The 24,301-nt window shown below is 71.8% G+C and carries 23 protein-coding genes; 14 read left to right on the top strand and 9 right to left on the bottom strand.

Annotation, left to right across the window (positions count from 1 at the left end; translation table 11 throughout):
* Positions 1–68 precede the first annotated feature (68 nt).
* Both OOK31_RS20090 and OOK31_RS20085 read left to right on the top strand, forming a co-directional pair.
* Positions 69–1,268 carry an ATP-binding protein gene (locus OOK31_RS20090; RefSeq protein ID WP_267088941.1) on the top strand — a complete coding sequence of 400 codons (1,200 nt, stop codon included), beginning with the start codon at positions 69–71 and terminating at the stop codon, positions 1,266–1,268.
* Positions 1,265–2,335, top strand: a complete 1,071-nt coding sequence (locus OOK31_RS20085) for a ParA family protein (protein ID WP_267088664.1) — start codon at positions 1,265–1,267, stop codon at positions 2,333–2,335. Before OOK31_RS20090 ends, OOK31_RS20085 begins: the two co-directional genes overlap by 4 nt.
* A 104-nt stretch (positions 2,336–2,439) precedes the next feature.
* On the opposite strand, the gene OOK31_RS20080 is transcribed toward OOK31_RS20085, so the two are convergent.
* Positions 2,440–2,973: a nucleotidyltransferase domain-containing protein gene (locus OOK31_RS20080; protein WP_267088663.1), complete on the bottom strand. Its 534-nt coding sequence runs from the start codon at positions 2,971–2,973 to the stop codon at positions 2,440–2,442.
* Between the two features lie 118 nt (positions 2,974–3,091).
* Between OOK31_RS20080 and OOK31_RS20075 the strand changes: the two genes are divergently transcribed.
* Together OOK31_RS20075 and OOK31_RS20070 are read left to right on the top strand one after the other, a co-directional pair.
* Positions 3,092–4,978, top strand: coding sequence for a C1 family peptidase (locus OOK31_RS20075; RefSeq protein WP_267088662.1), 1,887 nt, complete (start codon positions 3,092–3,094; stop codon positions 4,976–4,978).
* Between the two features lie 25 nt (positions 4,979–5,003).
* A complete protein-coding gene (locus OOK31_RS20070) occupies positions 5,004–5,315 on the top strand; it encodes a protease inhibitor I42 family protein (protein ID WP_267088661.1) in 312 nt (103 codons plus the stop codon).
* On the opposite strand, the gene OOK31_RS20065 is transcribed toward OOK31_RS20070, so the two are convergent.
* On the bottom strand, positions 5,293–6,480 hold the full coding sequence (locus OOK31_RS20065; protein ID WP_267088660.1) for a DUF418 domain-containing protein: 1,188 nt from the start codon (positions 6,478–6,480) through the stop codon (positions 5,293–5,295). The genes OOK31_RS20070 and OOK31_RS20065 overlap by 23 nt on opposite strands.
* 142 nt (positions 6,481–6,622) lie before the next feature.
* On the opposite strand from OOK31_RS20065, the gene OOK31_RS20060 reads away from it, so the two are divergent.
* Positions 6,623–7,288, top strand: coding sequence for a GntR family transcriptional regulator (locus tag OOK31_RS20060; RefSeq protein ID WP_267088659.1), 666 nt, complete (start codon positions 6,623–6,625; stop codon positions 7,286–7,288).
* A complete protein-coding gene (locus tag OOK31_RS20055; protein ID WP_267088658.1) occupies positions 7,285–8,613 on the top strand; it encodes a nitrate/nitrite transporter in 1,329 nt (442 codons plus the stop codon). Before OOK31_RS20060 ends, OOK31_RS20055 begins: the two co-directional genes overlap by 4 nt.
* Before the next feature lie 35 nt (positions 8,614–8,648).
* Here OOK31_RS20055 and OOK31_RS20050 read toward each other — a convergent pair whose 3' ends face one another.
* Entirely contained in the window at positions 8,649–9,476 is an 828-nt protein-coding gene (locus OOK31_RS20050; protein WP_267088657.1) for a maleylpyruvate isomerase family mycothiol-dependent enzyme, read from the bottom strand.
* A 137-nt stretch (positions 9,477–9,613) separates the two neighbouring features.
* On the opposite strand from OOK31_RS20050, the gene OOK31_RS20045 reads away from it, so the two are divergent.
* The gene (locus OOK31_RS20045) at positions 9,614–10,408 is read left to right on the top strand and encodes a carbon-nitrogen family hydrolase (RefSeq protein ID WP_267088656.1); all 795 of its coding nucleotides are present in this window, start codon (positions 9,614–9,616) and stop codon (positions 10,406–10,408) included.
* A 127-nt stretch (positions 10,409–10,535) separates the two neighbouring features.
* Here the strand turns inward: OOK31_RS20045 and OOK31_RS20040 are convergent, their stop codons facing one another.
* Positions 10,536–11,798, bottom strand: coding sequence for a cytochrome P450 (locus tag OOK31_RS20040; RefSeq protein ID WP_267088655.1), 1,263 nt, complete (start codon positions 11,796–11,798; stop codon positions 10,536–10,538).
* Between the two features lie 61 nt (positions 11,799–11,859).
* Positions 11,860–12,363, bottom strand: a complete 504-nt coding sequence (locus tag OOK31_RS20035; protein WP_267088654.1) for an LURP-one-related/scramblase family protein — start codon at positions 12,361–12,363, stop codon at positions 11,860–11,862.
* 32 nt (positions 12,364–12,395) lie between these two features.
* On the opposite strand from OOK31_RS20035, the gene OOK31_RS20030 reads away from it, so the two are divergent.
* Positions 12,396–13,202 (top strand): hypothetical protein, encoded by an 807-nt coding sequence (locus OOK31_RS20030; RefSeq protein WP_267088653.1) that lies wholly within the window; start codon positions 12,396–12,398, stop codon positions 13,200–13,202.
* Here the strand turns inward: OOK31_RS20030 and OOK31_RS20025 are convergent.
* Positions 13,168–14,304, bottom strand: a complete 1,137-nt coding sequence (locus OOK31_RS20025; protein ID WP_267088652.1) for an acyltransferase — start codon at positions 14,302–14,304, stop codon at positions 13,168–13,170. The two genes, OOK31_RS20030 and OOK31_RS20025, sit on opposite strands and share 35 nt — an antisense overlap.
* A gap of 90 nt (positions 14,305–14,394) precedes the next feature.
* Between OOK31_RS20025 and OOK31_RS20020 the strand changes: the two genes are divergently transcribed.
* The 5 genes from OOK31_RS20020 to OOK31_RS20000 all read left to right on the top strand — a co-directional run bounded on the left by OOK31_RS20020 (position 14,395) and on the right by OOK31_RS20000 (position 19,460).
* Positions 14,395–15,603: a recombinase family protein gene (locus tag OOK31_RS20020; protein WP_267088651.1), complete on the top strand. Its 1,209-nt coding sequence runs from the start codon at positions 14,395–14,397 to the stop codon at positions 15,601–15,603.
* Complete coding sequence (locus OOK31_RS20015; protein WP_267088650.1) at positions 15,600–16,109, top strand: hypothetical protein; 510 nt, start codon at positions 15,600–15,602, stop codon at positions 16,107–16,109. The genes OOK31_RS20020 and OOK31_RS20015 overlap by 4 nt, the downstream gene beginning before the upstream one ends.
* Before the next feature lie 56 nt (positions 16,110–16,165).
* Positions 16,166–18,004, top strand: a complete 1,839-nt coding sequence (locus tag OOK31_RS20010) for an NHL domain-containing thioredoxin family protein (protein WP_267088649.1) — start codon at positions 16,166–16,168, stop codon at positions 18,002–18,004.
* A 68-nt stretch (positions 18,005–18,072) separates the two neighbouring features.
* Positions 18,073–18,285 carry a hypothetical protein gene (locus OOK31_RS20005; RefSeq protein ID WP_267088648.1) on the top strand — a complete coding sequence of 71 codons (213 nt, stop codon included), beginning with the start codon at positions 18,073–18,075 and terminating at the stop codon, positions 18,283–18,285.
* A gap of 5 nt (positions 18,286–18,290) precedes the next feature.
* Positions 18,291–19,460, top strand: coding sequence for a type III polyketide synthase (locus OOK31_RS20000; protein ID WP_267088647.1), 1,170 nt, complete (start codon positions 18,291–18,293; stop codon positions 19,458–19,460).
* A 19-nt stretch (positions 19,461–19,479) separates the two neighbouring features.
* On the opposite strand, the gene OOK31_RS19995 is transcribed toward OOK31_RS20000, so the two are convergent.
* From OOK31_RS19995 to OOK31_RS19985, 3 genes are all read right to left on the bottom strand, one after another.
* The gene (locus OOK31_RS19995) at positions 19,480–20,775 is read right to left on the bottom strand and encodes a M18 family aminopeptidase (protein ID WP_267088646.1); all 1,296 of its coding nucleotides are present in this window, start codon (positions 20,773–20,775) and stop codon (positions 19,480–19,482) included.
* 99 nt (positions 20,776–20,874) lie between these two features.
* Positions 20,875–21,609 (bottom strand): hypothetical protein, encoded by a 735-nt coding sequence (locus OOK31_RS19990; protein WP_267088645.1) that lies wholly within the window; start codon positions 21,607–21,609, stop codon positions 20,875–20,877.
* A gap of 135 nt (positions 21,610–21,744) precedes the next feature.
* Positions 21,745–23,571, bottom strand: coding sequence for an acyl-CoA dehydrogenase (locus OOK31_RS19985; protein WP_267088940.1), 1,827 nt, complete (start codon positions 23,569–23,571; stop codon positions 21,745–21,747).
* A gap of 176 nt (positions 23,572–23,747) precedes the next feature.
* Between OOK31_RS19985 and OOK31_RS19980 the strand changes: the two genes are divergently transcribed.
* Positions 23,748–24,212, top strand: coding sequence for an SseB family protein (locus OOK31_RS19980; protein WP_267088644.1), 465 nt, complete (start codon positions 23,748–23,750; stop codon positions 24,210–24,212).
* The last annotated feature ends 89 nt before the right edge of the window (positions 24,213–24,301 follow it).

The following is a 24,301-nucleotide window of genomic DNA, read 5'->3' as shown; positions in this document are numbered from 1 at the left end:
GCCGGGCCGTGGGGTACAGCCGGGGAACCGGACGTTCTCAGATGTCCGACCAAGTGAGAACTGAGACAATGCGGACCGTGAGTGACGACGATCTGGCAGATGTCCTCGGTACCCGCGAGACGACCACGCTTGAGTTCAAGAGCACCGCGAAGCGCGAGGGAAAGCGCGGCGACGCCATCGGCAATGCCGTGTGCGCGATGGCCAACGACCTCGGGGGCGCCGGCGGCGGTGACATCCTGATCGGGGTCGACGACGCAGGACTGCCCGTCGACGGCGTCGACGTGAGTGATCGTGCGCTGCTCGCTCTGACCGACCTGCGCGACGACGGGCGAATCCTGGACCGCCCCAGTTTCACCGTGCGGGAGGCCCGCTTCCGGGGAAAGCCGGTGGTGCACATCCACGTCGAGGCCTCAGCGGTCCTGCCGGTGCGCTTTGAGGGCGTGGTGTGGGTCCGCCCCGGGCCGACCACGAGGAAAGCGAGCCGCGAGGACGAACGGGTCCTGTCCGAGCGCCGCCGGGCAAAGGACGGGCCCTTCGATACCAGGGAGGTCCCGCGTGCGGACCTCGGGGACCTCGACCTCGACCTCTTCCAGCGCTCGTACCTCCCCTCCCTGGTCGACCCGGAGGTGATCGAGGAGAACGGCCGGCCCGTCATCCTCCAGCTGTCCTCCCTGCACCTGGCCACCCCGGACGGGGCTCCGACCGTGCTGGGCCTGCTGGCCGTCGGGATGGACCCGTCGAGCGAAGTGCCCGGGGCCTATACCCAGTTCGTCAGGTACAACGGCGTCGACCTCGACGCGCCGATCGCCGACGACCAGGAACTCCGGCAGAACCTGATCGGTACCGCGGCCCGGCTCGAACCGCTGCTGCGCAGCAATCTGCGGACCAGGGTCGTAGGAGAAGGCTTCCGCGAAGTGCAGCAGCCGGACTACCCGATCGAGGCGCTGCGCGAGATCTGCATGAACGCCTTGATGCACCGCAACTACGAGACGTCGTACGCTCCGACGAGGATCGTCTGGTTCGATGACCGGATCGAGGTCACGAATCCGGGAGGCCCCTACGGGCAGGTGAGGGACGACAATTTCGACCGTGTCACCGACTACCGGAATCCCTCACTGGCCGCTGCCCTGAAGGGCCTCGGGTACGTGAACCGCTTCGGCCGGGGGATCGGCCGTGTGCGGGCAGCGCTGGAGCGCAACGGAAATCCCCCCGCCGAGTTTCAGGTCGACGACTCGTCCTGGGCCGTGACCATCAGGAGAGCCGAATGACCGCCGCCGCATCCATCGCGCTCTTCAACAACAAGGGTGGAGTCGGGAAGACGACCCTCGCCTACCATCTGGCGCACATGCTCAGCAGGCACGGACACACCGTCCTGGCGGTGGACCTCGACCCCCAGGCCAATCTGACGTCCATGTGCCTGGACGAGAGCGAGATCGAGGAGCTGTGGGACAACGCCTCCGAGCTGATCGCGCAGGGGGCCGCGCCGGCGGCACTGCACGGCACGGGCCGCGTTCGCGGGGGGCAGACGATCGCCGACGCCGTGCGACCCATCCTGGAGGGCACGGGAGACATCGCGCACGTGGAGCCGGTGTCCTTGAAGACGGGGCTGTGGCTCCTGCCGGGCAGTCTGGACCTCAGCCGTTTCGAGGACAAGCTGTCCACCGAGTGGTTCAAGTCGTTCGCCGGTGACGTCGCCGCCATCCGTACGACCACGGCGTTCCACCGGATCGTGGAGCAGGCGGCCCGAGCGGTGGATGCCGACATCATCCTCATAGACGTCGGGCCGAACCTCGGGGCCATCAACCGGGCCGCGCTCATCGGCGCGGACACGGTCCTCATGCCGCTCGCCGCGGACCTGTTCTCCCTCAAAGGTCTGAGCAACCTGGGACCGACGCTGAGGGAGTGGAGGGGCAGCTGGCAGCAGCTCATCCTGCCGAAGGTGCCGCAGGGAATTTCCGCGCCCAAGGGCTCCATGATCCCGCTGGGCTATGTGATCATGCAGCCGGAGATGCGGCTCGACCGTCCGGTCAAGGCGTACGAGCGCTGGTTGCAGCGCATTCCCTGGGTGTACTCCGCGGCTGTCCTCGGAGAGAGCCCGGCGGCGGACGCGGGGGACCCGCACCGCATCGCCACCTTGCGCAACTACCGGAGCCTCATGCCGCTGGCCCATGACGCCCGGAAGCCGATGTTCGACCTGAAGGCGGCCGACGGGGCGCTGGGGAGCACCCAGAAGTACGTGCAGACGTGTTACCGCGAGTTCCGCGGGCTGGCCGAGAACGTGATCAAGCAGGTGGCGGAGAGGGAGCAGGAGCTGGCGGGCGACCCGGCAGGGTGACGGACGCCTGGGGCGTCGGCCTGCCATCGAGCCCAGCCGAAGCGCCTCGGCGCGGTCACGGCTTCGTCCCTTCACGCCCGGCCCGCCCTACGCCCCGGCCCGCCCTACGCCCCGGCCCGGCCGGGTCCCCGCGCCGCCAGGGCCGCCTCCAGGCGGGCGATGTCCTCGGCGTCCTTCGGGCGCCGGGGACGTCCCGGTACCCACACCGGCATCATGCGTTTGATCTCGATCTGCGCCCCGGGCGACACCACCGGGCACTCCAGCCCGCCCAGGCGCCCCGGTTCCGCCTCCGGCAGGGTCCCGGCGGGCCAGGCCGTCCCCGCCCACGGCCCGCCCGCCGCGACCACGGCTCCGGCCGGGCCCGGCGCGACGAAGGCGAAGCTCTGTTCCTCCCCGTCACGTACGAGGTCCAGCTGCTGGTCGTCCGCGCGCCGGACCTCGTACCCCAGGGCCACGAGCCGCTCCCGCAGCCGGGCGCCGTCGTCCGCCCACGCGAACCAGTCCACGTCCTCGTGCTCCCGCGTGACCTCCCCGAGCCAGAAATCCATGGCCCAGCCGCCCCGCAGCCACACCTCGATCCCCAGCCCGCGGACCTCCGCGATCATCCCCAACTGCCGTGCCGTACGCCCCGTTTCCATCGCCGAAGCGTACGACCCCCGTGCCCCCGCGCGACCGTGCGGACCCCCTTGACGGGGCCCGGTGGCGGGGAGACGCTCCCGGGGCTCACGATCGAGGGTTGCAGCTGGGGGGCCGGGTATGCCGGAGGAGTCTGTCCAGACGGCGGGGGAGTTGCGGGCGCGGCTCGCGGAGCGCGGGGCGAGGTGGTCGGTCAGCGAGCACCTCGCGGACGCGGACCCCGTCCCCCGGCCCTCCCTCGGCCTGGAGCCGGGGGCGAACCTGACGCCCGCCGCCGAGGCGGGCGCGGTGGACCTGCGGGCGCTCGTCGGCCGGGAGAGCGGCAACCCGCACCTGACCCGCCGCCGGGCCGCGCACGGCCTGCTGCCCGGCAACGCACCGACGGCGGGCGGCCGGCCCGCCGCCGTGGACTGGCGCCGCCGCTGGGGCTGGCCGTGGCTGACCAAGGTCAAGGACCAGAACCCCTGCGGTTCCTGCTGGGCGTTCGGCGCGGCCGGCCTCGTCGAGTCGATGGCCCGCATCGAGCACGACGTCTGGGCGGAGCGCTCCGAGGGCGACGTCCACGACGGCCTGAAGTTCACCTGCGGGCAGGGCAGCAACCCGGAGACCGCCCTCGACTGGATCCAGGAGAACGGCGGCCTCGCGGACCCGGACTGCTGGCCGTACAGCACCCCGCCCCCCGGCCTGCCCGCCGAGCGGCGCGAGGCCTGGCGCGCCGAGTACACGCCGAGCTGGGACCGCTCCGGCCGCAGCGTCCGCATCACCGAATACGTCCGCCTGGGCGACGTGGAGCAGCAGAAGGTGTGGCTGGACACCGTCGGCCCGCTGACGGCCTGCTTCGACGTCTACGACGACTTCTTCGCGCTGGGCTCCGGCGTGTACCACCGCACCAGCGACCGGCTCGCGGGCGGCCACTGCGTGCTGGTCGTCGGCTACGACGACGCGGCGGGCTGCTGGCTGTTCAAGAACTCCTGGGGGACCGGCTACCACGTCGGCGGCTACGGCCGGATCGCCTACGGCGAGGTGAACATCGACTACTGGGCCAAGTGCGGCCTGCTCGGCACCAACATCGACCCGTGGAGCAAGCGCCGCCTGCACACCGGCAGCGTCTACGAGAGCGGCAACGGCCGGGCCCACCGCAACTTCGAGATGTCCGCGACGGCGGGCGGCGGCCGGCTCCAGCACTGGTGGCGCGAGGGCGACGCGCCGTTCGCCTGGTCCCGCGCGGCCACCTACGCCGGCGACGCCTCCGGCCAGCCCGCCTTCACCGGCACCACCTACAACCGCAACATGGAGTCCCTGCACGTCACCACCGGCGGCCGGCTGCGCCACTGGTACTACGAGCAGGCCTTCGGCGTCTGGCGCGACGGCGGCGCCTTCGGCCCGGGCGACGCGGCCCTCGGCTCGACCCCGGCCTTCATCCAGAGCGACTACGGCCAGCCGGGCAACTTCGAGGTGGTCGTCCGCACCGCCGACGGCCGCCTCAACCACTGGTGGCGCATCAACGGCGCCCCCTGGACCTGGAACGACGGCGGCCGCTTCGCCTCCGGCATCGCCCACTACGGCCCGGCCCTCGTCCAGACCCGCGCCCGCCACCTCGACCTGGTCGCCGCCCGGACGGACGGCCGGATGCAGCTGTGGTGGCGCGACGACCCGAACGGTTTCGCCTGGCGCCCCGGCGAGGTCTTCGGCAGCGGCGCCACCTCCGCGCCCTGCCTGATCGAGGGCCAGCACGGGGCCGCCGACGAGGACACCGCCGGGAACTACGAGCTGTGCGTCGCGGTCGCCGACGGCCGGGTCGAGCACTGGTGGCGGGGCAACGCCGCCGGCGCCCCCTGGAGCCGCGGCGCGGTCTTCGGGCACGACGTCCTCGCCGTCACCGGGATGCTCCAGGGCAGCTTCGGGTTCAACCTGGAAGTCGTCGTCCTGCGCACCGACCGCCTGCTCCAGCACTACTGGCGCGACGGCGCGGGCTGGCACGAGGGGCCGGTGATCGGCCCGGCGTGAGATGCGCGAGGAGAGGAGCCGCGGGGTGGAGGTACGGGAGATCGAGCTCGCGCCCGGTGAGTCGTACACCCTGCGGCTGACCGGGCGCGGGGCCCGCGGCTACGTGTGGACCTGGCGGGTCGGCGGTGACGAGGACGCGGTGTCGGTCGCGGAGGGGCCGGAGTCGGCCGGGCGGCGGGCGGAGCCGGGCGCGGCCCTGGAGCGGGCGTACACGGTGCGTGCCGTCCGGGCGGGCGGCCGGGCCCGGATCCGCTTCGCGCAGGTGCGGCCGCCGTACCCGCAGGAGGCGCCGTACGACGAGTTCCTGCTGGAGGTCACCGTGACGGCCGGGGCCTGAGCGCCCGGTGCTGTACGGACTCCAGCGGGCCCCGGTCGAAGCGGCGCAGCCACAGCCACGAACCGGCCGTCAGGGTCAGGGCCACGGCCGCCCACAGGCCCATCACCCACCAGGGGCCGGTGTCGGCGAGGCGGGCGGCCAGGCCCAGTCCGATGCCGTAGCAGAGCAGCATGCACAGCAGGTTCTGGGCGACGTAGCAGGACAGGGCGGTGCGGCCGACGGAGGCGAGCGCGGTGACGACCGGCTTCGGGACCCACAGCCGGTCGAGGGCCAAGCCGATCAGGCCGATGTAGCCGACGGCGACCAGCGGCGCGACGCCGTAGCGGCCCAGGACGAAGAAGTCGTCGCCGCCGAGGGTGGTCGCGAGGGTCAGGGGCAGCCCGAGGCCCAGGCCCCAGGCGGCCATCCGGGCCCGTATGCGGCGGCCGACGCCGGTGGGGGCGAAGGCGCCCGCGCGGTGGAGCCGGACGCCGAGGAGGAAGAGGAAGACCAGCAGTCCGAAGGAGAAGACGGGCTCGATGCGCAGTGCGGCGAAGTTCTCCAGCCGGAAGGCGATCTGGTCGCCGTAGCCGCCCCGCGCGTACAGCGCGACGGCGTCCGGGTCCGGGGTCTTCGGCGCGCCGTCGTCCCCGCTCGCCAGGGCGAGGGTCAGCAGGGAGACCAGGGTCAGGTGCACGGCGGCGGCCGTCCACATGGCCCGGCGCCGGACCTTCTCCGAGCGCGCCAGCAGCCGGGCGACGAGCAGGGCGGTGACGGCGTACCCCATCAGCACGTCCCAGGCGAAGACGAGGACGAAGTGGACGGTGCCTTCCAGGAGGAGGAAGGCGGCGCGCCGCCAGTAGCGGCCGGGCCAGGGGTCGCCGCGGCGGGCGGCGGAGTCGTACTGGATGGCCAGGCCCACCCCGAACAGGATCGTGAGCAGGGCCAGGAACTTGCCGTCCGCGAGGGCACGGAACGCGGTCTCGGCGATGTTCGCGGCGGAAGGGTCCGCGACGGGGTCGGGCGAGGTGAGGCCGCCCTGGAGGACGGACCACTCCGACCCGGGGGAGGCGAAGATCCAGACGTTGGTCATGAGCGTGCCGAGGATGGCGGCGCCGCGCAGGACGTCGAGGAGGGGCAGCCGGGCGGTCGCGCGGGTCGCCGGGGTGAGCAGGGTGTCGGCCATGACTCCAGCGTCCGGGGCCGCGGGGCCCGGTACGTCCTGCCGGCGGACGAACGCGGGGTACATCCTTCGATGCAGCGGGCCGTGCGTCCCACATCCCGGACGGGCGCGCACCACGTATCTCTGATGTATCTATCCTGTGCGCATGCCGACCCCGCATGCCGCACCCGCCCTGAAGCCGCCGCCCGCCGCCGACCGCGTCTACCAGCACGTCAAGCAGGGCGTCCTGGACCGCCGCTACGAGGGCGGGATCCTCCTCACCGAGGGCGAACTCGCCGAAGCCGTCGGGGTCTCCCGTACGCCGGTGCGCGAAGCGCTGCTGCGGCTGGAGACCGAGGGCCTGCTCAAGCTGTACCCGAAGAAGGGCGCGCTGGTGCTGCCGGTCTCCGCGCAGGAGATCGCCGACGTCATCGAAACCCGGCTGCTGGTCGAGGAGTTCACCGTACGCAAGGCCGTGCCCGCGCCGCCCGCCCTGCTGGAGCGGCTCGCGGAACTGCTCGCCGAGCAGCACCGGCACGCCGAGTCCGGCGACCTCGCCGCACTGGCGACCGCCGACCGGTGCTTCCACGCCGAGATCGTCCGCACCGCCGGCAACCAGATCCTGTGCCGGCTCTACGACCAGCTCCGCGACCGTCAGCTGCGCATGGGCGCGGCCCTGCTGCACGGGCACCCCGACCGGGTGGAGCGCACCCTCGCCGAGCACGCCGGGATCCTGGACGCGCTGCGCGCCGGGGACGCGGAGGCCGCCGCCGGGGCCGTGCGCGGGCACATCGGGCGCGTCGAGGCCCTGGTGCGGGGGGCCGGCCGATGACCGGCCTGCCCGAGGACCCTCCGGGCGGGCGCAGGGCCGTCGCCGTCTGGTCGATCGGCGTCGCCGTCTACTTCGTCGCCGTCATCTTCCGCACCAGCCTGGGCGTCGCCGGGCTCGACGCCGCGGACCGCTTCCAGGTCAACGCCTCCGCCCTGGCCGCCTTCTCCCTCCTCCAGCTGCTGGTGTACGCGGGCATGCAGATACCCGTCGGGCTGATGGTGGACCGGCTCGGCACGAAGAAGGTGCTCACGCTGGGCGCCGTCCTGTTCACCGCCGGGCAGCTCGGCTTCGCCCTGTCGCCGTCCTACGGGATGGCGCTGGCCGCCCGCGCCCTGCTGGGCTGCGGCGACGCGATGACCTTCATCTCCGTGCTGCGGCTCGGCACCCGCTGGTTCCCGGCCCGGCGCGGCCCGCTGATGGCGCAGCTGGCCGGGCTCGTCGGCATGGCGGGCAACCTGGTGTCCACGCTGGTGCTCGCGCCCGTGTTGCACGGGGTCGGCTGGGTGCCGGCCTTCGCGGGCAGCGCGGTGGCGGGGCTGGTGGTGCTGGTGCCGCTGGTGCTGTTCCTGCGGGACCAGCCCGAGGGCTTCGGGCCGGAACCCGCCGCGCCCGCCGCGGGCCGCGCGGGGGGCTTCGTACGCCGCCAGATCGCCGACTCCTGGCGGGAGCCCGGCACCAGGCTCGGGCTGTGGGTGCACTTCACCACGCAGTTCCCGGCCATGGTGTTCCTGCTGCTGTGGGGGATGCCCTTCCTGATCGAGGCGCAGGGCCTGTCGCGGACCACCGCCGGCGGGCTGCTGACCCTGGTCGTGGCTTCGAACATGGGCTTCGGGCTGGTCTACGGGCAGATCGTCGGCCGCCGCCAGTCCGCGCGGATCCCGCTCGCCCTCGGCACGGTGGCGCTCACCGCCACCCTGTGGGGCGCCGTCCTCGCCTACCCGGGGGACCGGGCCCCGATGTGGCTGCTGGTCGCGCTGTGCGTGGTGCTGGGCACCTGCGGACCGGCCTCGATGATCGGCTTCGACTTCGCCCGGCCCGCCAACCCGGCGGAACGTCAGGGCACCGCCTCCGGAATCACCAACATGGGCGGTTTCCTCGCCTCCATGACGACCCTCCTCGCGGTGGGCGTCCTGCTCGACGCCACCGGCGACGACTACCGGACCGCCTTCTCGTCGGTGTTCGTCCTGGAGGCCCTCGGCGTGGTCCAGATCCTGCGCCTGCGCGGCCGGGCCCTGGCCCGCGAGCGCGACCGGCTGCCCGCCGGGCCGGTGGTCATGGTCCCGGCGCAGGCCACCGAGACCCCCGCCCGCCCGGCCGGGGTCTGACGCGGGGCCTGCCGCCCGGCCGGCCTACGGGGCTCCTACGGGGTGACGGCGAAGGCCGCGAGGATGGCCTCGGCCAGCTCCGGGTCGCCCTCCGCCTTCAGCCGGTCGCCGGCCACGGCACGCGCCCGGACCCGGCCCGCGGCGAGGCGTACGTACGTCTCCCAGTCCAGGGTCAGCGTCACCGCCGGGCCCAGCGAAGGGGACTTCTCCAGGGTGGCCCGGCCCGTCCCGTCGACCCGTACGGTCCGCATGAACTCCAGCTGCCCGTGCACGTCCACCACGACCGCCGAGTTCGGGGGAGCGCCCGCGCCCTTCGCGACGGCCTTCGGCAGCCCCGCGAGGAGGAGGTCCCGCGCCACGTACGCGCCGGGCGAGTCCCAGTTCCCCGGGACGCCGAGCGCCCACCGCAGGTCCTGTTCGTGGATCCACACGTCGAAGGCCCGCAGCCGCAGCGCGTGCTCCAGCGTCACCTGGTCGCCCAGCGGCCCGCGCACCATCGTGGCCGGATCCCGCTTCTCGTTGCGCAGCTGACGGGCGCGCCGGATGACGGTGTACTCCAGCTCGGAGGTCATCTCCGGCGCGGTGTGGTGGCGCCGGACGTCAACCTGCACTTCCATGTACCGGGTGAACTCGTCCACCACGTGCCGCAGGTCGCGCGGCAGCGTGTGGATCGGCCGCGGGTCCCCGAGCTGCTCGCACTCGATGCCGATGATGTGCGAGACGACGTCGCGCACGGACCAGCCGGGGCAGGGGGTGGGCCGGTTCCACTCGCCTTCGGTGAGGGGGAGGACCAGCTCGGTTATCGCCTCGATGGAATGCGTCCACGCGTCGGCATAGGGCTCAAGGCTGGGATGGACGGTCAACGGGACCCCTCGCAGGCTGTTCAGTGGCGCGTTGTGGACTATGCCCAAAACTACGCTGCCGAGGAGCACCCCGGCAGTGCTTTCGTGTGACGATCGTAGGCCTGAGTCGACGGCTGACAAGCCAGGACGGTGGTACTGTGCGCGCCTCGCTGATCCAAATCGCGGTGAACGACGGGGAGTCGGTCGCGTCCCGGCGCTCCCGCGCCGCCGACCTCGTACGGGAGCAGGCGGATTCCGATCTGGTCGTGCTGCCCGAACTGTGGACGGTGGGCGCCTTCGCCTACGAGCAGTTCGAGACCGAAGCGGAACCGCTGGACGGCCCCACCTTCGAGGCCATGTCCAAGGCCGCGCGGGACGCGGGGGTCTGGCTGCACGCCGGGTCGGTGGTGGAGCGCGCGGGTGACGGCTCGCTCTACAACACGGCCCTGGTGCTGTCCCCGGCGGGCGAGCTCGCCGCGACCTACCGCAAGATCCACCGCTTCGGCTTCGACCAGGGCGAGGCCGTGCTGATGTCGGCCGGCGACTCCCTGACGACGGTGACCCTGCCGGAGCAGACCCTCGGCATCGCCACCTGCTACGACCTGCGCTTCCCCGAGCTGTTCCGGGGCCTCGTCGACGCGGGCGCCACGACGCTGGTGGTCGCCGCGGGCTGGCCGGCCCGGCGCCGGGCCCACTGGACCCTGCTGAACCGGGCGCGGGCGGTGGAGGACCAGTCGTACGTACTGGCCTGCGCGCTGGCCGGTACGCACGCGGGCGTCGAGCAGTCCGGGCACAGCCTGGTGGTGGACCCGTGGGGCGAGGTGCTGGCCGAGGCGGGCCCGGGCGAGGGCGTCCTGACGGTGGACCTGGACCCGGCGAAGGTCGCCGAGACCCGCGAGCAGTTCCCGGCCCTGAAGGACCGCATCCTGGGCCTGCGCACCCCGGGCGCCTGACCGGCCGCGCCGGCGGTGCCCGGTTCCGCTCCGGAGACCGCCGGCCGCGGGTCGGACCGTCACCGGCGGGTCGGACCGTCACCGGTAGGTCGGACCGCCACCGGCAGGTCGGACCGCCACCGGCAGGTCAGACCTTCACCGGCAGGGTCGCCGGGCCGTGCAGGGCGAGGCCCTGGAGCCAGTCCACCTCCGCCGCCGGCACCCGCAGCCGCAGGCCCGGCATCCGGGTGACCAGCTTCTCCAGGCACACCCCGCCCTCCATCCGGGCCAGTGCGGCGCCCAGGCACATGTGCAGCCCGTGCCCGAAGGTGAGGTGGCGCCGGGTCGCGGCGGCCGGGCGGGCGATGTCGAACACCTCGGGCCGGTCGAAGGCCCGTTCGTCGCGGTTCGCGGACCCCGTCAGCCCGAAGACGAGACTGCCCTCCGGTATCAGCCGCCCCCGCACGGCCAGTTCGGCGGTGGCGGTCCGGCCGACCCACCCCGACAGGCTGTTCCAGCGGAGCCCCTCCTCGAAGGCGGCCCCGGCCCGGCCCGCCGGATCGGCGCGCAGCGCGGCCAGTTGCTCCGGGTGCTCCAGCAGCGCGAGCACGGCGTTGCCGATGGCGTAGGAGGTGGTCTCGTGCCCGGCGATGACGATCAGGGCGCAGCAGGCCACCAGTTCCTCGTCGGTGAGGGACTGCCCGTCGACCTCGGCGGCGACCAGGTGCCCCAGCAGGTCCGGATACGCCCCGGGCCGGGCCCGGCGCTGCGTGATGAGCTCCCCGCAGAGGGCTTCCAGGCAGTGGACGGCGGCGATCGCGCCCGCGTAGCGCTGTTTCGGTTCCCCGCTCATCATGGGGACGGCCATCAGGTCCGCGGACCACTGCTTGAAGTCGTCGAGGTCGCCGGGCGAGATGCCCAGGATGTGGCCGATGACGCGCAGGGGCAGCGCCATCGCCACCTCCCCGATCAGGTCGAACTCCCCCTGGGCGGCGGCTTCGTCGAGGAGTTCGTCGCAGGTGCGCGCGGTGAAGGCGCGCAGTCCGGCGATGGCGCGGGCGGAGAAGGTGCGGGTCATCAGTCCGCGGAGCCGGGTGTGTTCCGGGGCGTCCGCGAAGATCATCCAGTCGCCGAGGAAGCGGCCGAGCAGGGCCGCCTCCTCGTGCAGTTCGGGCGGGGCCTCGGCGAGCAGCGGCCCGACCCGGTCGGCGGAGGTGCGCCGGTCGCGGAGCAGGAGGTCGACGTCCTCGTAGCGGCTCAGCAGCCAGGCGTTCAGGGGCTCGTGGAAGTACACGGGGTCGGCGTCCCGCATCCGTGCGTAGGCGGGGTACGGGTCGCGGAAGAATCCGGGGGTCAGCAGTCCGTAGCCGGGCTCTTCGGCCTGTTCGCCGCTGTGCGAACGGTTCGCCATGATCGCCTCCTGGTGACGGGTCGGCCCCCGTGGGCGGGAGCGTCCCCCCGGAACGCCCGCTTCACCCGGCGGCGGAGGCCTCCCGTTCCTTTTCGGCCATGCGGATCACGCATACGGCGACCGCGATCAGCAGCGCCGGGTCGGCCTCCTCCCGGACCACCTCGACGGCGTACGTCTCGCGGATCCGGTACCACTGGCGGGAGATCAGCGCGAGCAGTTCGCCGTCGTAGTCGACCTTGAACTCGCGGTCCAGGATCCGGCCGCTGACGTCGAGCTCCGTGCCCTCGGCGAGGGTCACGCGGAAGTGGTTGCGCAGCAGCGACAGCCGTTTGCGGCGGATCACCGCGAGCCGCCGTTCGTCGCGCTCCAGGGTCATCGCGTCGCGCAGGCCGAACAGCTTCTCCCGCAGGGTGATCAGGATCCGCCCCTCGGTGTCCTTCAGCTCCAGGGTGTCGCGGAAGCGCAGGGCCTTCCCGTCGACGAGGAAGACGTGCCGGCCGTCCTCGTCCTCGACGAGGGCGTCGTCACCGATGGCCAGCATTTTGTCCCGTACGAGGTATTTCATGCGCTGATCGCTGCCCGGGATAGGTTGCGGTCATGCCTCTCCTCTACGTGACCGACCTGGCCTACCCGGCGCGCGGGCGCCGCTACTGCGACGAGGACATATTCCTCACCGCCCGGCTGCGCGAGCACTTCCCGCTCGCCCTGTGCCATCCGCTGGACGCGGCGGCCCTCATGCCCGGCTTCGACGCCGTGATCGTCCGCAACAGCGGCCCGGTCCTGCACTACCAGGAGGCCTACGAGGCCTTCCGCACGGCCGCGCTCGCCGCCCGGGCCCGCGTCTACAACCCGCTCACCGGCCGGGGCGACATGGCCGGGAAGCAGTACCTCCTCGACCTGACCGACGCCGGGCTGCCCGTCATCCCGACCGTCGACGACCCGGCCGAGCTGCACCGGCTGCCCGAGGTCCCCACGTACGCGGTCAAGCCCAAGCAGGGCGCCGACTCCATCGGGCTGACCTTCACCGCGCACCCGTCGGGCCCGGCGGGGGAGGTCCTGATCCAGCCGCGGATCGACTTCGCGTACGAGGTGTCCTTCTACTTCGTCGACGACGCCTTCCAGTACGCCCTGTACGCCCCGGACCCGGCGCGCCGCTGGGAGCTCGTGCCGTACGAGCCGACCTCCGCGGACCTGGCCTTCGCGCGCCGCTTCGTGGAGTGGAACACCCTCGCGCACGGCATCCAGCGGGTGGACGCCTGCCGGGCGCCCTCCGGGGAGCTGCTGCTGGTCGAGCTGGAGGACCTGAACCCGTACCTGTCGCTGGACCTGCTGGCGCCGGACGTCCGGGACTCCTTCGTGGCGGCGCTGGTCAGCTCGCTGCGGTCGTTCCTCGCCACCGCTTGAGCAGGAGCCGCCGCCCCGGGACCTCGATCCAGGTGTGCAGGGCCCAGGCGAGGGCCAGCGACACCGAGAAGGCGGCGCCGAGCACCAGCAGGCCGCCGTCCCACACGGGCAGCTTCGGGTGTCCGCCGAAGAAGTGCTCGCCGGCCCGGATCACCAGGATGTGCACCATGTAGAAGGCGAAGGAGACCTCGCCCAGCTTGACGCTGAGCCGGCCCCGCCAGGGGGACGGCTCCCCGCGCAGGTCCGCCTGCGCGGCGGCCGCGATGAGCGCGCCGAAACCGACGACCGTGCAGGCGAAGGAGCGGAAGGCGTAGTCGGCCTGGTAGCTGAGGAAGTAGCCGCCCAGGGTGAGGGCGAGCGACACGGTCAGGCCGGGCCCGCGCCAGCGGCCCGAGCGGACCAGCTCGGCCAGCGCGATGCCGAGGACGAACTCGGGCAGCCGGGTGAGCGGGAAGAAGTACTGGGACCAGACGGTGCCGTCGGGGACGCCGGTCAGCTCCATCACGGTCGGCACCGCCAGGATCACGGCCAGGGACAGCACGGCGGCCACCACCGCCGCGCGCGGGCCGAGGCGGCGCAGCGGCCACAGCAGCAGCGGGAACGACAGGTAGAAGAAGGCCTCGCAGGCGAGGGACCAGCTCACCGGGTTCAGCCCCTGGAAGTACGGGACTTCCAGCACCCAGGACTGGACCAGCGCGAGGTTCGCCGCCAACGGCCGCAGCGTCGGCGTCTCGCCGACCCCCAGCAGGAGGGCCATGGCCAGCGCGGCGGTCGCGGTCACCAGGTGCAGCGGGTACACCCGGGCGAACCGGCGCCGCCAGAACCGCACGATCCCCCGGCCGACGGGCGCGGTGGCCGTGGACCAGGCGAGGACGAAACCGGAGAGGACGAAGAAGAACGACACCCCGGTACTGCCCGCGCCGAAGGCGAAGGTGACCAGGTCCTGGGAGCGTCCGCCGAAGTACTCCACGATGTGCACGTGGTACAGGAACACCATCAGCGCGGCGGTCCACCGCAGCCCCGTCAGCGAGGGCAGGTCCACGGGGCGGGCGCTCCGGGCCTCTCCGTCGAGCCGGCCGGGTATCAGTTCTGTCGTCGACACGGCCCGCAAGTTAGCACGCGGGGACCCCTCGATGTTGCGGCTGCAACTGCTCCGTCACCGCCTGTGAGAACGATCTAGAGGACGTACCGCTTGCGCTTCACGACGTGGTCGGTTTCGGCGTCGGACCCGGACACGGCGGCCGGGGCCACGTCGTCACCTGTTCGGGTGCATCTGCGGGGATCGACCTCCTCGATTTTCAGAAGTAGAACGACAGGCCACCGAACTCTTGCCCAATCTGAGGGCGTGCACCAAGACGCGATCTGTGATCTGTACCTCCGCTCGTCCCTCGACCGGGACGGCAAAACCGCAATCGAACGGCAGGAAGCCGACTGCCGTGCCTGGGCCGAACGCAACGAACTGACCGTCCGCAAGGTCCACATGGACAGAGGGCGCTCTGGCTACAAGACCGTTGAGCGCAAGGGATTCGATGCCGCGCTGGCGGCAATCACGGCGGGCGTCGTCGGCACGCTGGTCGTCTGGAAACTGGACCGACTGTCCCGCAAGGGCATCGGTCAGGTGGGCAAGGTGTTGGACGACATAGAGAAGGCCGACGGCCGTCTCGTCTCCGTCGTGGACGATCTCGACACCTCGAACGACTCCGCACGCATGGTCGTCGCCAAACTTGCCGACCTCGCCCGTTCCGAGTCCGAGAACCTTGGCACCCGCGTCAGCAACGCCAAGCTCTACCTGCGCAGCAAGGGCCAGTGGATCGGCGGGCAGGCCCCGTACGGGCTGCGTGTCGACCCGAAGACCAAGAAGCTGATCCGCGACCCGGAGCACGCCGTCTACGCCCGCCTGATCGCGGATGAAGCGCTGGCCGGGACATCGTTGGTCAAGATCGCCCGACTCCTCAATGAGTACGAAATCCCGTCGCCCCGGGGCGGACAATGGAATGCGGCCAGCATCATGCAGCTCCTGCGTTCCCCGGCACTCGCCGGCCTGATGCCGGAAACCGAGACCGTTGCGACGGACGACGGCGAGCGGAAGTACACGGGCAGGGTTTCCCGTACCGCCATCCCGAGACGCTCGACACGGTCGAGATCGGCGAGGGGATCATCACGGTCGGAGAGCGTGAACGGATCATCCGCACGCTGGAATCCAGAACGTTCGTACACGCAGGAAAGCGGCGGCCGAAGCCCGAAGGGACGGCGCTGCTCACAGGGCTCGTCTACTGCGCGGTTCCTGGCTGCGGTCGCCGGATGCACCGTGTGGGCGGCAGCTATCAGTGCATGGCTCGCCGTGCGGGTAATCAGTGCGTCGGAGCGTCGGCACTGGCGGAGGCGGTTGACCGCTACGTGACGGAACAGTTCCTCACCAAGCTTCCAGCGCTCGGGCCGGGCGATCCGTTGCTTGTCGCGATCACAGATCGCTGGCTGCAGCGTGTGGACCCGGAGACCTTCGCGAAACGGGATGCGCTGACTGCCGAAATTCATGATGAGGAAGCCCGCTTGGCCGACCTGGAGGACGCTCGCTACGTGCGTGGTGAATTCGGTGACACCGCAGCCGTAGCTCGCTACGACCGGCTTTCGGAACGCCTGAGGGGGCGCATCGAGGGGCTTCGCACTGATCTCCGTCAGCTCCCCATGCCGTCCGTGGACGTGTCACTGATGCTCGACAGCCTCACCCTGCGCGAGGCATGGACGAACGCAACGAACGCAGAGCGGAGCGATCGGTTGTCGCTGGCCTTGGACCGAGTCGAGGTGAGCAAGGGAGTGCGCGGACAGCGGATCATCCCTGAGCAGCGCATCCAGATCCGTTGGGCGAAGCCGACGGGCACCGAGCCGCCTCCGGGAGTTCTCGGGTAGCGACGGCCGAGCCGTCATGTGATCCGGCGTTCATACCAGGATGGCAAGCTTGAAGCATGAACGATGCCGCCCCGGCGCCCACCCCTGCGCCCGCGCCCCGACGACGTGCCCGTGTCCGTGCCCCCGAGCTGATCGGCAAGGGTGGCTGGCTCAACACCGGAGGCAAAGAGCTCACCCTCGCCGACCTGCGAGGTAAGTGTGTTGTTGTCGATTTTTGGACCTTCTGCTGCATTAACTGCCTGCACGTCCTCGACGAGCTGCGTGAGCTGGAGGAGAAGCACCGGGACACCGTCGTCATCGTCGGTGTGCACTCGCCGAAGTTCGTGCACGAGGCCGACCACGCGGCCGTCGTCGATGCCGTCGAGCGGTACGAGGTGCACCACCCCGTGCTCGACGATCCCGAGCTCGCCACCTGGAAGCAGTACGCCGTCCGGGCGTGGCCCACGCTCGTGGTGATCGACCCCGAGGGGTACGTCGTCGCGCAGCACGCCGGTGAGGGGCATGCCCACGCCATCGCCCGGCTCGTCGAGGAGCTGGAGGCCGAGCACGAGGCCAAGGGGACCCTGCGGCGCGGTGACGGGCCCTACGTGGCGCCCGAGCCCGTGGCGACCGACCTGCGGTTCCCCGGGAAGGCGCTCGCGCTGCCGTCGGGGAACCTGCTCGTGTCGGACTCCACGCGGCACCAGCTGGTGGAGCTGGCTCCGGACGGGGAGAGCGTCGTACGCCGCATCGGCAGCGGGGAACGCGGCTTCGGGCCGGAGGGGTTCAGCGAGCCGCAGGGGCTGGCGCTGCTGCCCGACGGCACCGTCGTCGTCGCCGACACCGTCAACCACGCGCTGCGCCGCTTCGACCCCGCCACGGGCGCCGTCGAGACCGTCGCCGGTACCGGGCGGCAGTGGTGGCAGGGCTCGCCGACCTCCGGGCCGGCCCTGGAGGTGGACCTGTCCTCCCCGTGGGACGTGGCCTGGTGGCAGGGCCGGGTGTGGATCGCCATGGCCGGCGTCCACCAGCTGTGGACCTGGGACCCCGAGGCGGGCACGGTCCAGGTGGCCGCCGGAACCACCAACGAGGGGCTCGTGGACGGCCCCGCCGCCGAGGCCTGGTTCGCGCAGCCGTCCGGGCTCGCCGCCACCGAGGACCGGCTGTGGGTCGCGGACTCGGAGACCAGCGCGCTGAGGTACGTCGAGAACACGCCCGACGGCTACGTCGTCACCTCCGCCGTCGGGTCCGGCCTGTTCGACTTCGGGCACCGCGACGGCGACGCCGCCCAGGCCCTGCTCCAGCACCCCCTCGGAGTCACCGCGCTGCCCGACGGTTCGGTCGCGGTCTGCGACACGTACAACCACGCGCTGCGCCGCTACGACCCCGCCACCGGCCAGGTCTCCACGCTCGCCACCGACCTGCGCGAGCCCAGCGACGCCGTGCTCGTCGGCGATGACATCGTGGTCGTCGAGTCGGCCCGGCACCGGCTGACCCGGCTGCGGCTGCCCGAGGAGGCCGTACGGGTCGACGCGGTCGCCCACCGCACGCAGCGGGCCGCCACCGAGGTCGCCCCCGGCACGCTCCGCCTGGACGTGGTCTTCCAGGCCCCGGCCGGCCAGAAGCTGGACACCCGCTACGGGCCCTCCACCCGGCTGCTGGTCTCCTCGACCCCGCCCGGGCTGCTGGCGGAAGGGGAGGGCCCCGGCAGCGACCTGTTCCGGGACCTGGTGCTGGACCCGGACGTCACCGAAGGCGTGCTGCACGTCTCGGCGATGGCCGCGTCCTGCGACGACGACCCGGCCAACGAGTACCCGGCCTGCCACGTCCACCAGCAGGACTGGGGCGTCCCCGTCCGCGTCGTCGCCGGCGGCGCGGCCCGGCTCCCGCTGGTCCTCGCCGGGATGGACGCCTGAGCCCCTGACGGGCCCCTGACCGGTGGCCGGCGCGTGACCGCGCTGGTCACCGGTCGTTTGATCATGCCGTGAGTCAGAGCTGTTTGTTCCGCCACGACGTGGCGCCGGAGCCCGTCCCGTTCATGACCGCCCTGCGCCGGGAGGAAGGCGTCGCGAAGGTCGACATGCCGTACGGCAGCGGCCCGTGCCGGCCGGTGACCCGCTACGCGGGCTCGCACCTGGCCCGGCTGATGCCGCGCACCGCCGTCGGCTACCCGCTGGCCCTGCCGGTCGCGTGGTGAGGGGGATGGCGACCCTGTGCCGCCCGGAGGTGGCCGTACCCGAGTACGTCGTCACCGCCGAGGAGACCCTCGACCTGGCCCGCACCCTGCACGCCGGGCACCCGCAACTCGGCCTCGCGCTGCGGCTGATCGCCAACACCGGCGTCCGTACCCGCCACCTGGTGCGGCCGCTGGAGGAGACCCTGCGCCACCCCGGCTTCGAGGAACGCAACCTGACCTACGAGAAGGAGGCCAAGCGGCGGCTCCCGCAGGTCGTGGAGGCGGCCCTGGCCCACGCGGAGCTCACGGCGGCCGACATCGGGCTGCTCGTGTACGTGTCGTGCACCGGGTTCATGATGCCGTCGATGACCGCGCACCTGATCAACACCATGGGATTGCGGTCCGACACCCGGCAGTTGCCCGTCTCCCAGCTGGGCTGCGCCGCCGGCGGGGCGGCCGTGAACCGGGCCCACGACTTCCTGACGGCCTACCCGCACAGCAACGCCCTCATCGTGGCCTGCGAGTTCTGCTCGCTGCTCTACCAGCCGGACGACCTCGGAGTGGGGAGCCTGCTGTCCAACGGGCTGTTCGGCGACGCGATGGCCGCCGTCGTGGTGCGCGGGGAGGGCGGGCACGGCATCCGCCTGGAGCACAACGGCTCCCACCTGGTGCCGGGGACCGAGGACTGGATCTCGTACGCCGTCCGCGACACCGGCTTCCACTTCCGGCTCGACAAGCGGGTCCCGGGCACCATGGAGGTCCTCGCGCCCGCGCTGCGGGAGATGGCGGGTCCGCACGGCTGGGACGTCGGCGCCCTCGACTTCTACCTGGTGCACGCGGGCGGCCCGCGCATCCTCGACGACCTCGGCCGGCACCTGGGGCTTCCCCCGACGACGTTCCGGCACAGCCGGGCCACGCTCACCGAACGCGGCAACATCGCCAGTGCCGTCGTCTTCGACGCCCTCGCCCGACTGTTCGCCGAGGGCGGTGCGAAGCCGGGCGGGCGCGGCCTGCTGGCCGGCTTCGGGCCCGGGATCACCGCCGAGATCTCCCTCGGCCACTGGACGGCGCCCGCGCCGCCCGCCCCGGCCGCCGCCCCGGCGGCGGGGCTGCTGCCCGCGCCCCGGGCGGAGGCGCCGCGGGAGGCCGTCCGCGACGGGGAGGGGCGGGCGCGGGAGCTGACGCCCCGGGCCTGAGCCCCGCCCCGGCGGCGGGTCAGCCCTCCAGGAAGGCGAGGAGGGCGTTGGCGAGGAGGAACGGGTCGTCGGCGCCGCACAGTTCGCGGGCGCTGTGCATCGAGAGGATCGCCACGCCGATGTCGACGGTCTGGATGCCGTGGCGGGCGGCGGTGATCGGGCCGATCGTCGTGCCGCACGGCATCGAGTTGTTGGAGACGAAGGTCTGCCACGGCACGCCGGCCCGCTCGCAGGCGCCCGCGAACACCGCGCGGCCGCTGCCGTCGGTGGCGTACCGCTGGTTGACGTTGACCTTCAGGATGGGGCCGCCGTTGGCGCGCGGGTGGTGCGAGGGGTCGTGCCGCTCCGCGTAGTTGGGGTGCACGGCGTGCCCGGTGTCGGAGGACAGGCAGATCGTGCCGGCGAAGGACCGGGCCTTGTCCTCGTACGAGCCGCCGCGCGAGAAGACTGAACGTTCCAGCACGTTGCCCAGCAGCGGGCCGTCCGCGCCGGTGTCCGACTGGGAGCCGTTCTCCTCGTGGTCGAAGGCGGCCAGGACCGGGATGTGGTCCAGCTTGCCGGGGGCGGTGGCGACGGCGGCCAGCGCCGCCACGCCCGCGTGCACCGACAGCAGGTTGTCCATGCGCGGGCCGGCCAGCAGCTCGCGGTCACGGCCCAGGTAGGCGGGCGCCTCGATCGAGTGGACCATCAGGTCCCAGCCGGCCACCGAGCCCTGCGCCAGGCCCTCTTCCTCCTCCAGGAAGGCGATGAGGTCGCCCTCGCGGGCGTCGCCCAGGCCCCAGATCGGCTGCATGTGGCGCTGCTTGTCCAGCTTCAGGCCGTCGGTGTTCACCGACCGGTCCAGGTGCACGGCGAGTTGCGGGACGCGCAGCAGCGCCCGGTCGATGTTCACGAGCCGCTCGGTGCCGTCGCGCAGGGTGAGGCGGCCGGCCAGGCCCAGGTCGCGGTCCAGCCAGGTGTTGAGCAGGGTGCCGCCGTAGATCTCCACGGCCACCTGCCGCCAGCCCTGCGAGCCCGTGTCCGGGACGGGCTTGACCCGCAGGTTGGGGGAGTCGGTGTGCGCGCCGACGATCCGGAAGGGGGTGTGCGCCTCGGCGTCCTCGGGCACGTACCAGGCGATGATCGCCCCGCCGCGCAGGACGAAGCGGCCTCCGGTGCCCGAGTCCCAGGCGTCCGATTCCGACAACTGCCTGAAGCCTGCCTTCTCCAGCCGCTCGGCCGCGTTGGCCACGGCGTGGTACGGCGACGGACTGGCCGTCAGAAAGGTCATCAGGTCGTCGGTGTGGCCGCGGTCGAAGCGGGCGGGAGAGCTCATGTGTGTCACCTTAACGACGGTCGTGTTCGCCTTGGCCGGACTGCGGCGGATGGCCGGAAGGTCGGGGAGCGAGGGGCGGTTGGCCCGCACTCCCCTAGGTCAGCCCGGCGGACGCTCGAATCGGCGCTGCAGCTGTCTGCGCTCGCCCCGGCGGATGCGCGGAAGCATCTCGGGGGTCTGCGGCGGGCGCTGCGCGCGTCTTTTGCGCCCGGCGCAGAAGATACAGGCCTCACCGGGAGGGGCATCGGGGTCGATCGGCGCTCCGGGGTGCTCGGAGCAGCCCGAGGCGTTGCGCGGCCGGGACAGCTCCCTGGCCACGATGAACGCCCGGTGGAGGTCGTCCGCGATGCGCACGAAGTCCTGGTCGGGGGAGCCCAGGGTGAGGTGGAAGCGCTGTTCGTCGATGGTACGCAGGTACTGGCGCAGCACCTCGAGGCTGTACGGGGGCTCCGGCACCGGGTAGCCCAGGCGCCGCTGCTCCCCGGCGGGCGCGGGGCCCGCCGCCCGGCCGCCCTGGAGCCGGCGGCCGAGGCGGCGCCGGTCGTTGCAGATGAGGCAGCGGCCCCAGCCCTCGGGCGCCTCGGGGTCGAGGGCGCCGTTGGGGTGCTCGGGGCAGCCGGTGTAGCTCTTGGCCGGGGCGAGGGCGGCGGCCGTCTGGAAGGCCACGTAGAGGGCGTCGGCCACCGGGTCGTACTCGGCGGGGTGCGCGCCGTCGTAGAGCTCCTTGACCCGGTCGCCGAGCGCGCCCACGTTGGCCTGGAGCTCCTTGAGGGCGTACGGACGCCCGGTGGGGACGGAATACCCCCTGCTGCCGTGCTGCTCCTGTGGGCTCATGTCTACGAGCGTGCCACGGACCGCCGACAACGGGGAAAACGGCCGCTCAGGCAGGCGGCCGGGCCCCCGTACGGGAGGCCCGGCCGCTGTCGTACGTACACCGCGTACGTCGTGTGCCCTGTGGTGCGGCGTGGCCTAGAAGGCGGCCTCGTCGAGGTCCATCAGGGAGTTGTCGACGATCTCGGCCAGCGCGCGCTGGACGGAGACGCCGGGCAGGACCTGCTGCGCGAAGAACTTCGCGGCGGCGATCTTGCCGGTGTAGAAGGCCACGTCCTTCGGGGAGGCCGTGGGGAGCTTCTCGGCGGCCACCGCGGCGCCCTTGAGCAGCAGGTATCCGACGACGACGTCGCCGGAGGCCATCAGCAGGCGGGTGGTGTTCTGGCCGACCTTGTAGATGTTGCGGACGTCCTCGCCGGTGGCGGTGAGGTCGACGATCATCTGGCCGACGATCGCCTCGAGGTCCACGGCGGCCTTGGCGAGGGCGTCGCGGGCCGGGGCGAGGTCCTCGCCGCCGACGGCCTCGGCGAGGAACTTCTTGATCGTCTCGGAGAGGATGTTCAGCGAGGCGCCCTGGTCGCGGACGATCTTCCGGAAGAAGAAGTCCTGGCCCTGGATGGCCGTGGTGCCCTCGTAGAGGGTGTCGATCTTGGCGTCGCGGATGTACTGCTCGATCGGGTATTCCTGGAGGTAACCGGAACCGCCGAAGGTCTGCAGGGACTGCGCGAGCTGCTCGTAGGACTTCTCGGAGCCGTAGCCCTTGACGATCGGCAGGAGCAGGTCGTTCAGGCCGATCTCGGCGGAGGCGTCCTCGCCGGCGGCCTGCTTGAGCTGGATCGCGTCCTGGACGGAGGCGGTGTACAGCACGAGGGCGCGCATGCCCTCGGCGTAGGCCTTCTGCGTCATGAGCGAGCGGCGCACGTCGGGGTGGTGCGTGATGGTGACCTTGGGTGCGGACTTGTCCATGAAGTTGGCCAGGTCCGGGCCCTGCACGCGCTCCTTGGCGTACTCCAGGGCGTTGAGGTAGCCGGTGGAGAGGGTGGCGATGGCCTTCGTGCCGACCATCATCCGGGCGAACTCGATGATCATGAACATCTGGCGGATGCCGTCGTGCTTGTCACCGATCAGCCAGCCCTTGGCGGGGTGCTGGTCGCCGAAGGTCATCTCGCACGTGTTGGAGGCCTTGAGGCCCATCTTGTGCTCGACGTTGGTGGCGTAGACGCCGTTGCGCTCGCCCAGCTCGCCGGTCTCCCAGTCGAAGTGGAACTTCGGGACGAGGAAGAGGGACAGGCCCTTGGTGCCCGGGCCGTGGCCCTCGGGGCGGGCGAGGACGTAGTGGAGGATGTTCTCCTCCATGTCGTGCTCACCGGAGGTGATGAAGCGCTTCACGCCCTCGATGTGCCAGGAGCCGTCGGCCTGCTCGATCGCCTTGGTGCGGCCGGCGCCGACGTCCGAGCCGGCGTCCGGCTCGGTGAGGACCATGGTGGAGCCCCAGCGCTTCTCGACGGCTATCTGCGCGACCTTCTTCTGCGCCTCGTTGCCCTCTTCGTGGAGGATGCCGGCGAACGCCGGGCCGGAGGAGTACATCCAGATGGCCGGGTTCGAGCCGAGCAGCAGCTCCGCGTAACCCCAGATCAGGGAGCGGGGCGAGGTGGTGCCGCCGATCTCCTCGGGCAGGCCCAGGCGCCAGTACTCCGAGTCCATGAAGGCTTCGTAGCTCTTCTTGAACGCGGCCGGGACCGGCGCGGTGTTGGTGGCCGGGTCGAAGACCGGCGGGTTGCGGTCGGCGTCCGCGAAGGACTCGGCCAGCTCGTTCTCGGCGAGGCGGGTCAGCTCGGAGAGGACGCTCTTGGCGGTCTCGGTGTCCATCTCCTCGAAGGGACCGGTGCCGTACAGCTTGTCGCGGCCGAGCACCTCGAAGAGGTTGAACTCGATGTCGCGGAGATTCGACTTGTAGTGCCCCATGGCGACGGCTCCGTTAAGGCTCGGGGAGACAGGTTCCTCGTACATACCAATCGGTAACGTCATGATGCTACCCACCAGTAATAAGAATCAACCCTTCACCGACGACTGTGACCAGCATCAAGCCAGAACCGGTGGAGGGATCCTGGAAGACGGCGGCGCTCGGTACGCTTCGGTCCATGTACGGCTACGACCAGAACGTGAGCGCAGGGCAGCAACAGCAGTACGCCGCCCCGCAGCAGATGGGCGGCGGGTACGGCGAGCAGCCGCTCTACCCCGAGCCCTCGCCGCCGTCGCTCGCCGACGCGGTACGGGCCTTCACCACGGGATCGCTGTCCGCCGAGGACTTCCAGCAGATCTTCGCCACCTCGAAGGTCTACTGCCCGCGCGGCGACACCCCCGGATTCCTGGCCCTGCACAACACGCAGCAGCCGGTCATCCCGATGTTCACCACGCTCAAGGAACTGCGCCGGTACGCCGGCAAGGAGTCCAAGTACTTCGTGATCACCGGCGCCGAGGTCATCGACCTGCTGCCCACCGGGTACGGCTTCGTCCTCGACATGGAGGGCGACCACCGGATGGTCTTCGACGCGAAGGCCGTCGAGCAGATGGTCGACTTCGCGATGCGCCGGATGTACGGCTAGACGCCATTCATGCGCAGACGGCTAGACGGCTAGACGGCTAGACGGCTGCTCGTGGGCTGAGCGGCCGGTCGGCGGGGCCTGACGGGGGA

This window comes from Streptomyces sp. NBC_00249 (assembly GCF_026342355.1).
In the GTDB taxonomy this organism is placed as follows: domain Bacteria; phylum Actinomycetota; class Actinomycetes; order Streptomycetales; family Streptomycetaceae; genus Streptomyces.
The sequence above is the reverse complement of the archived record's forward strand: the minus strand, read 5'-3'. Positions and strand labels throughout refer to the sequence as shown.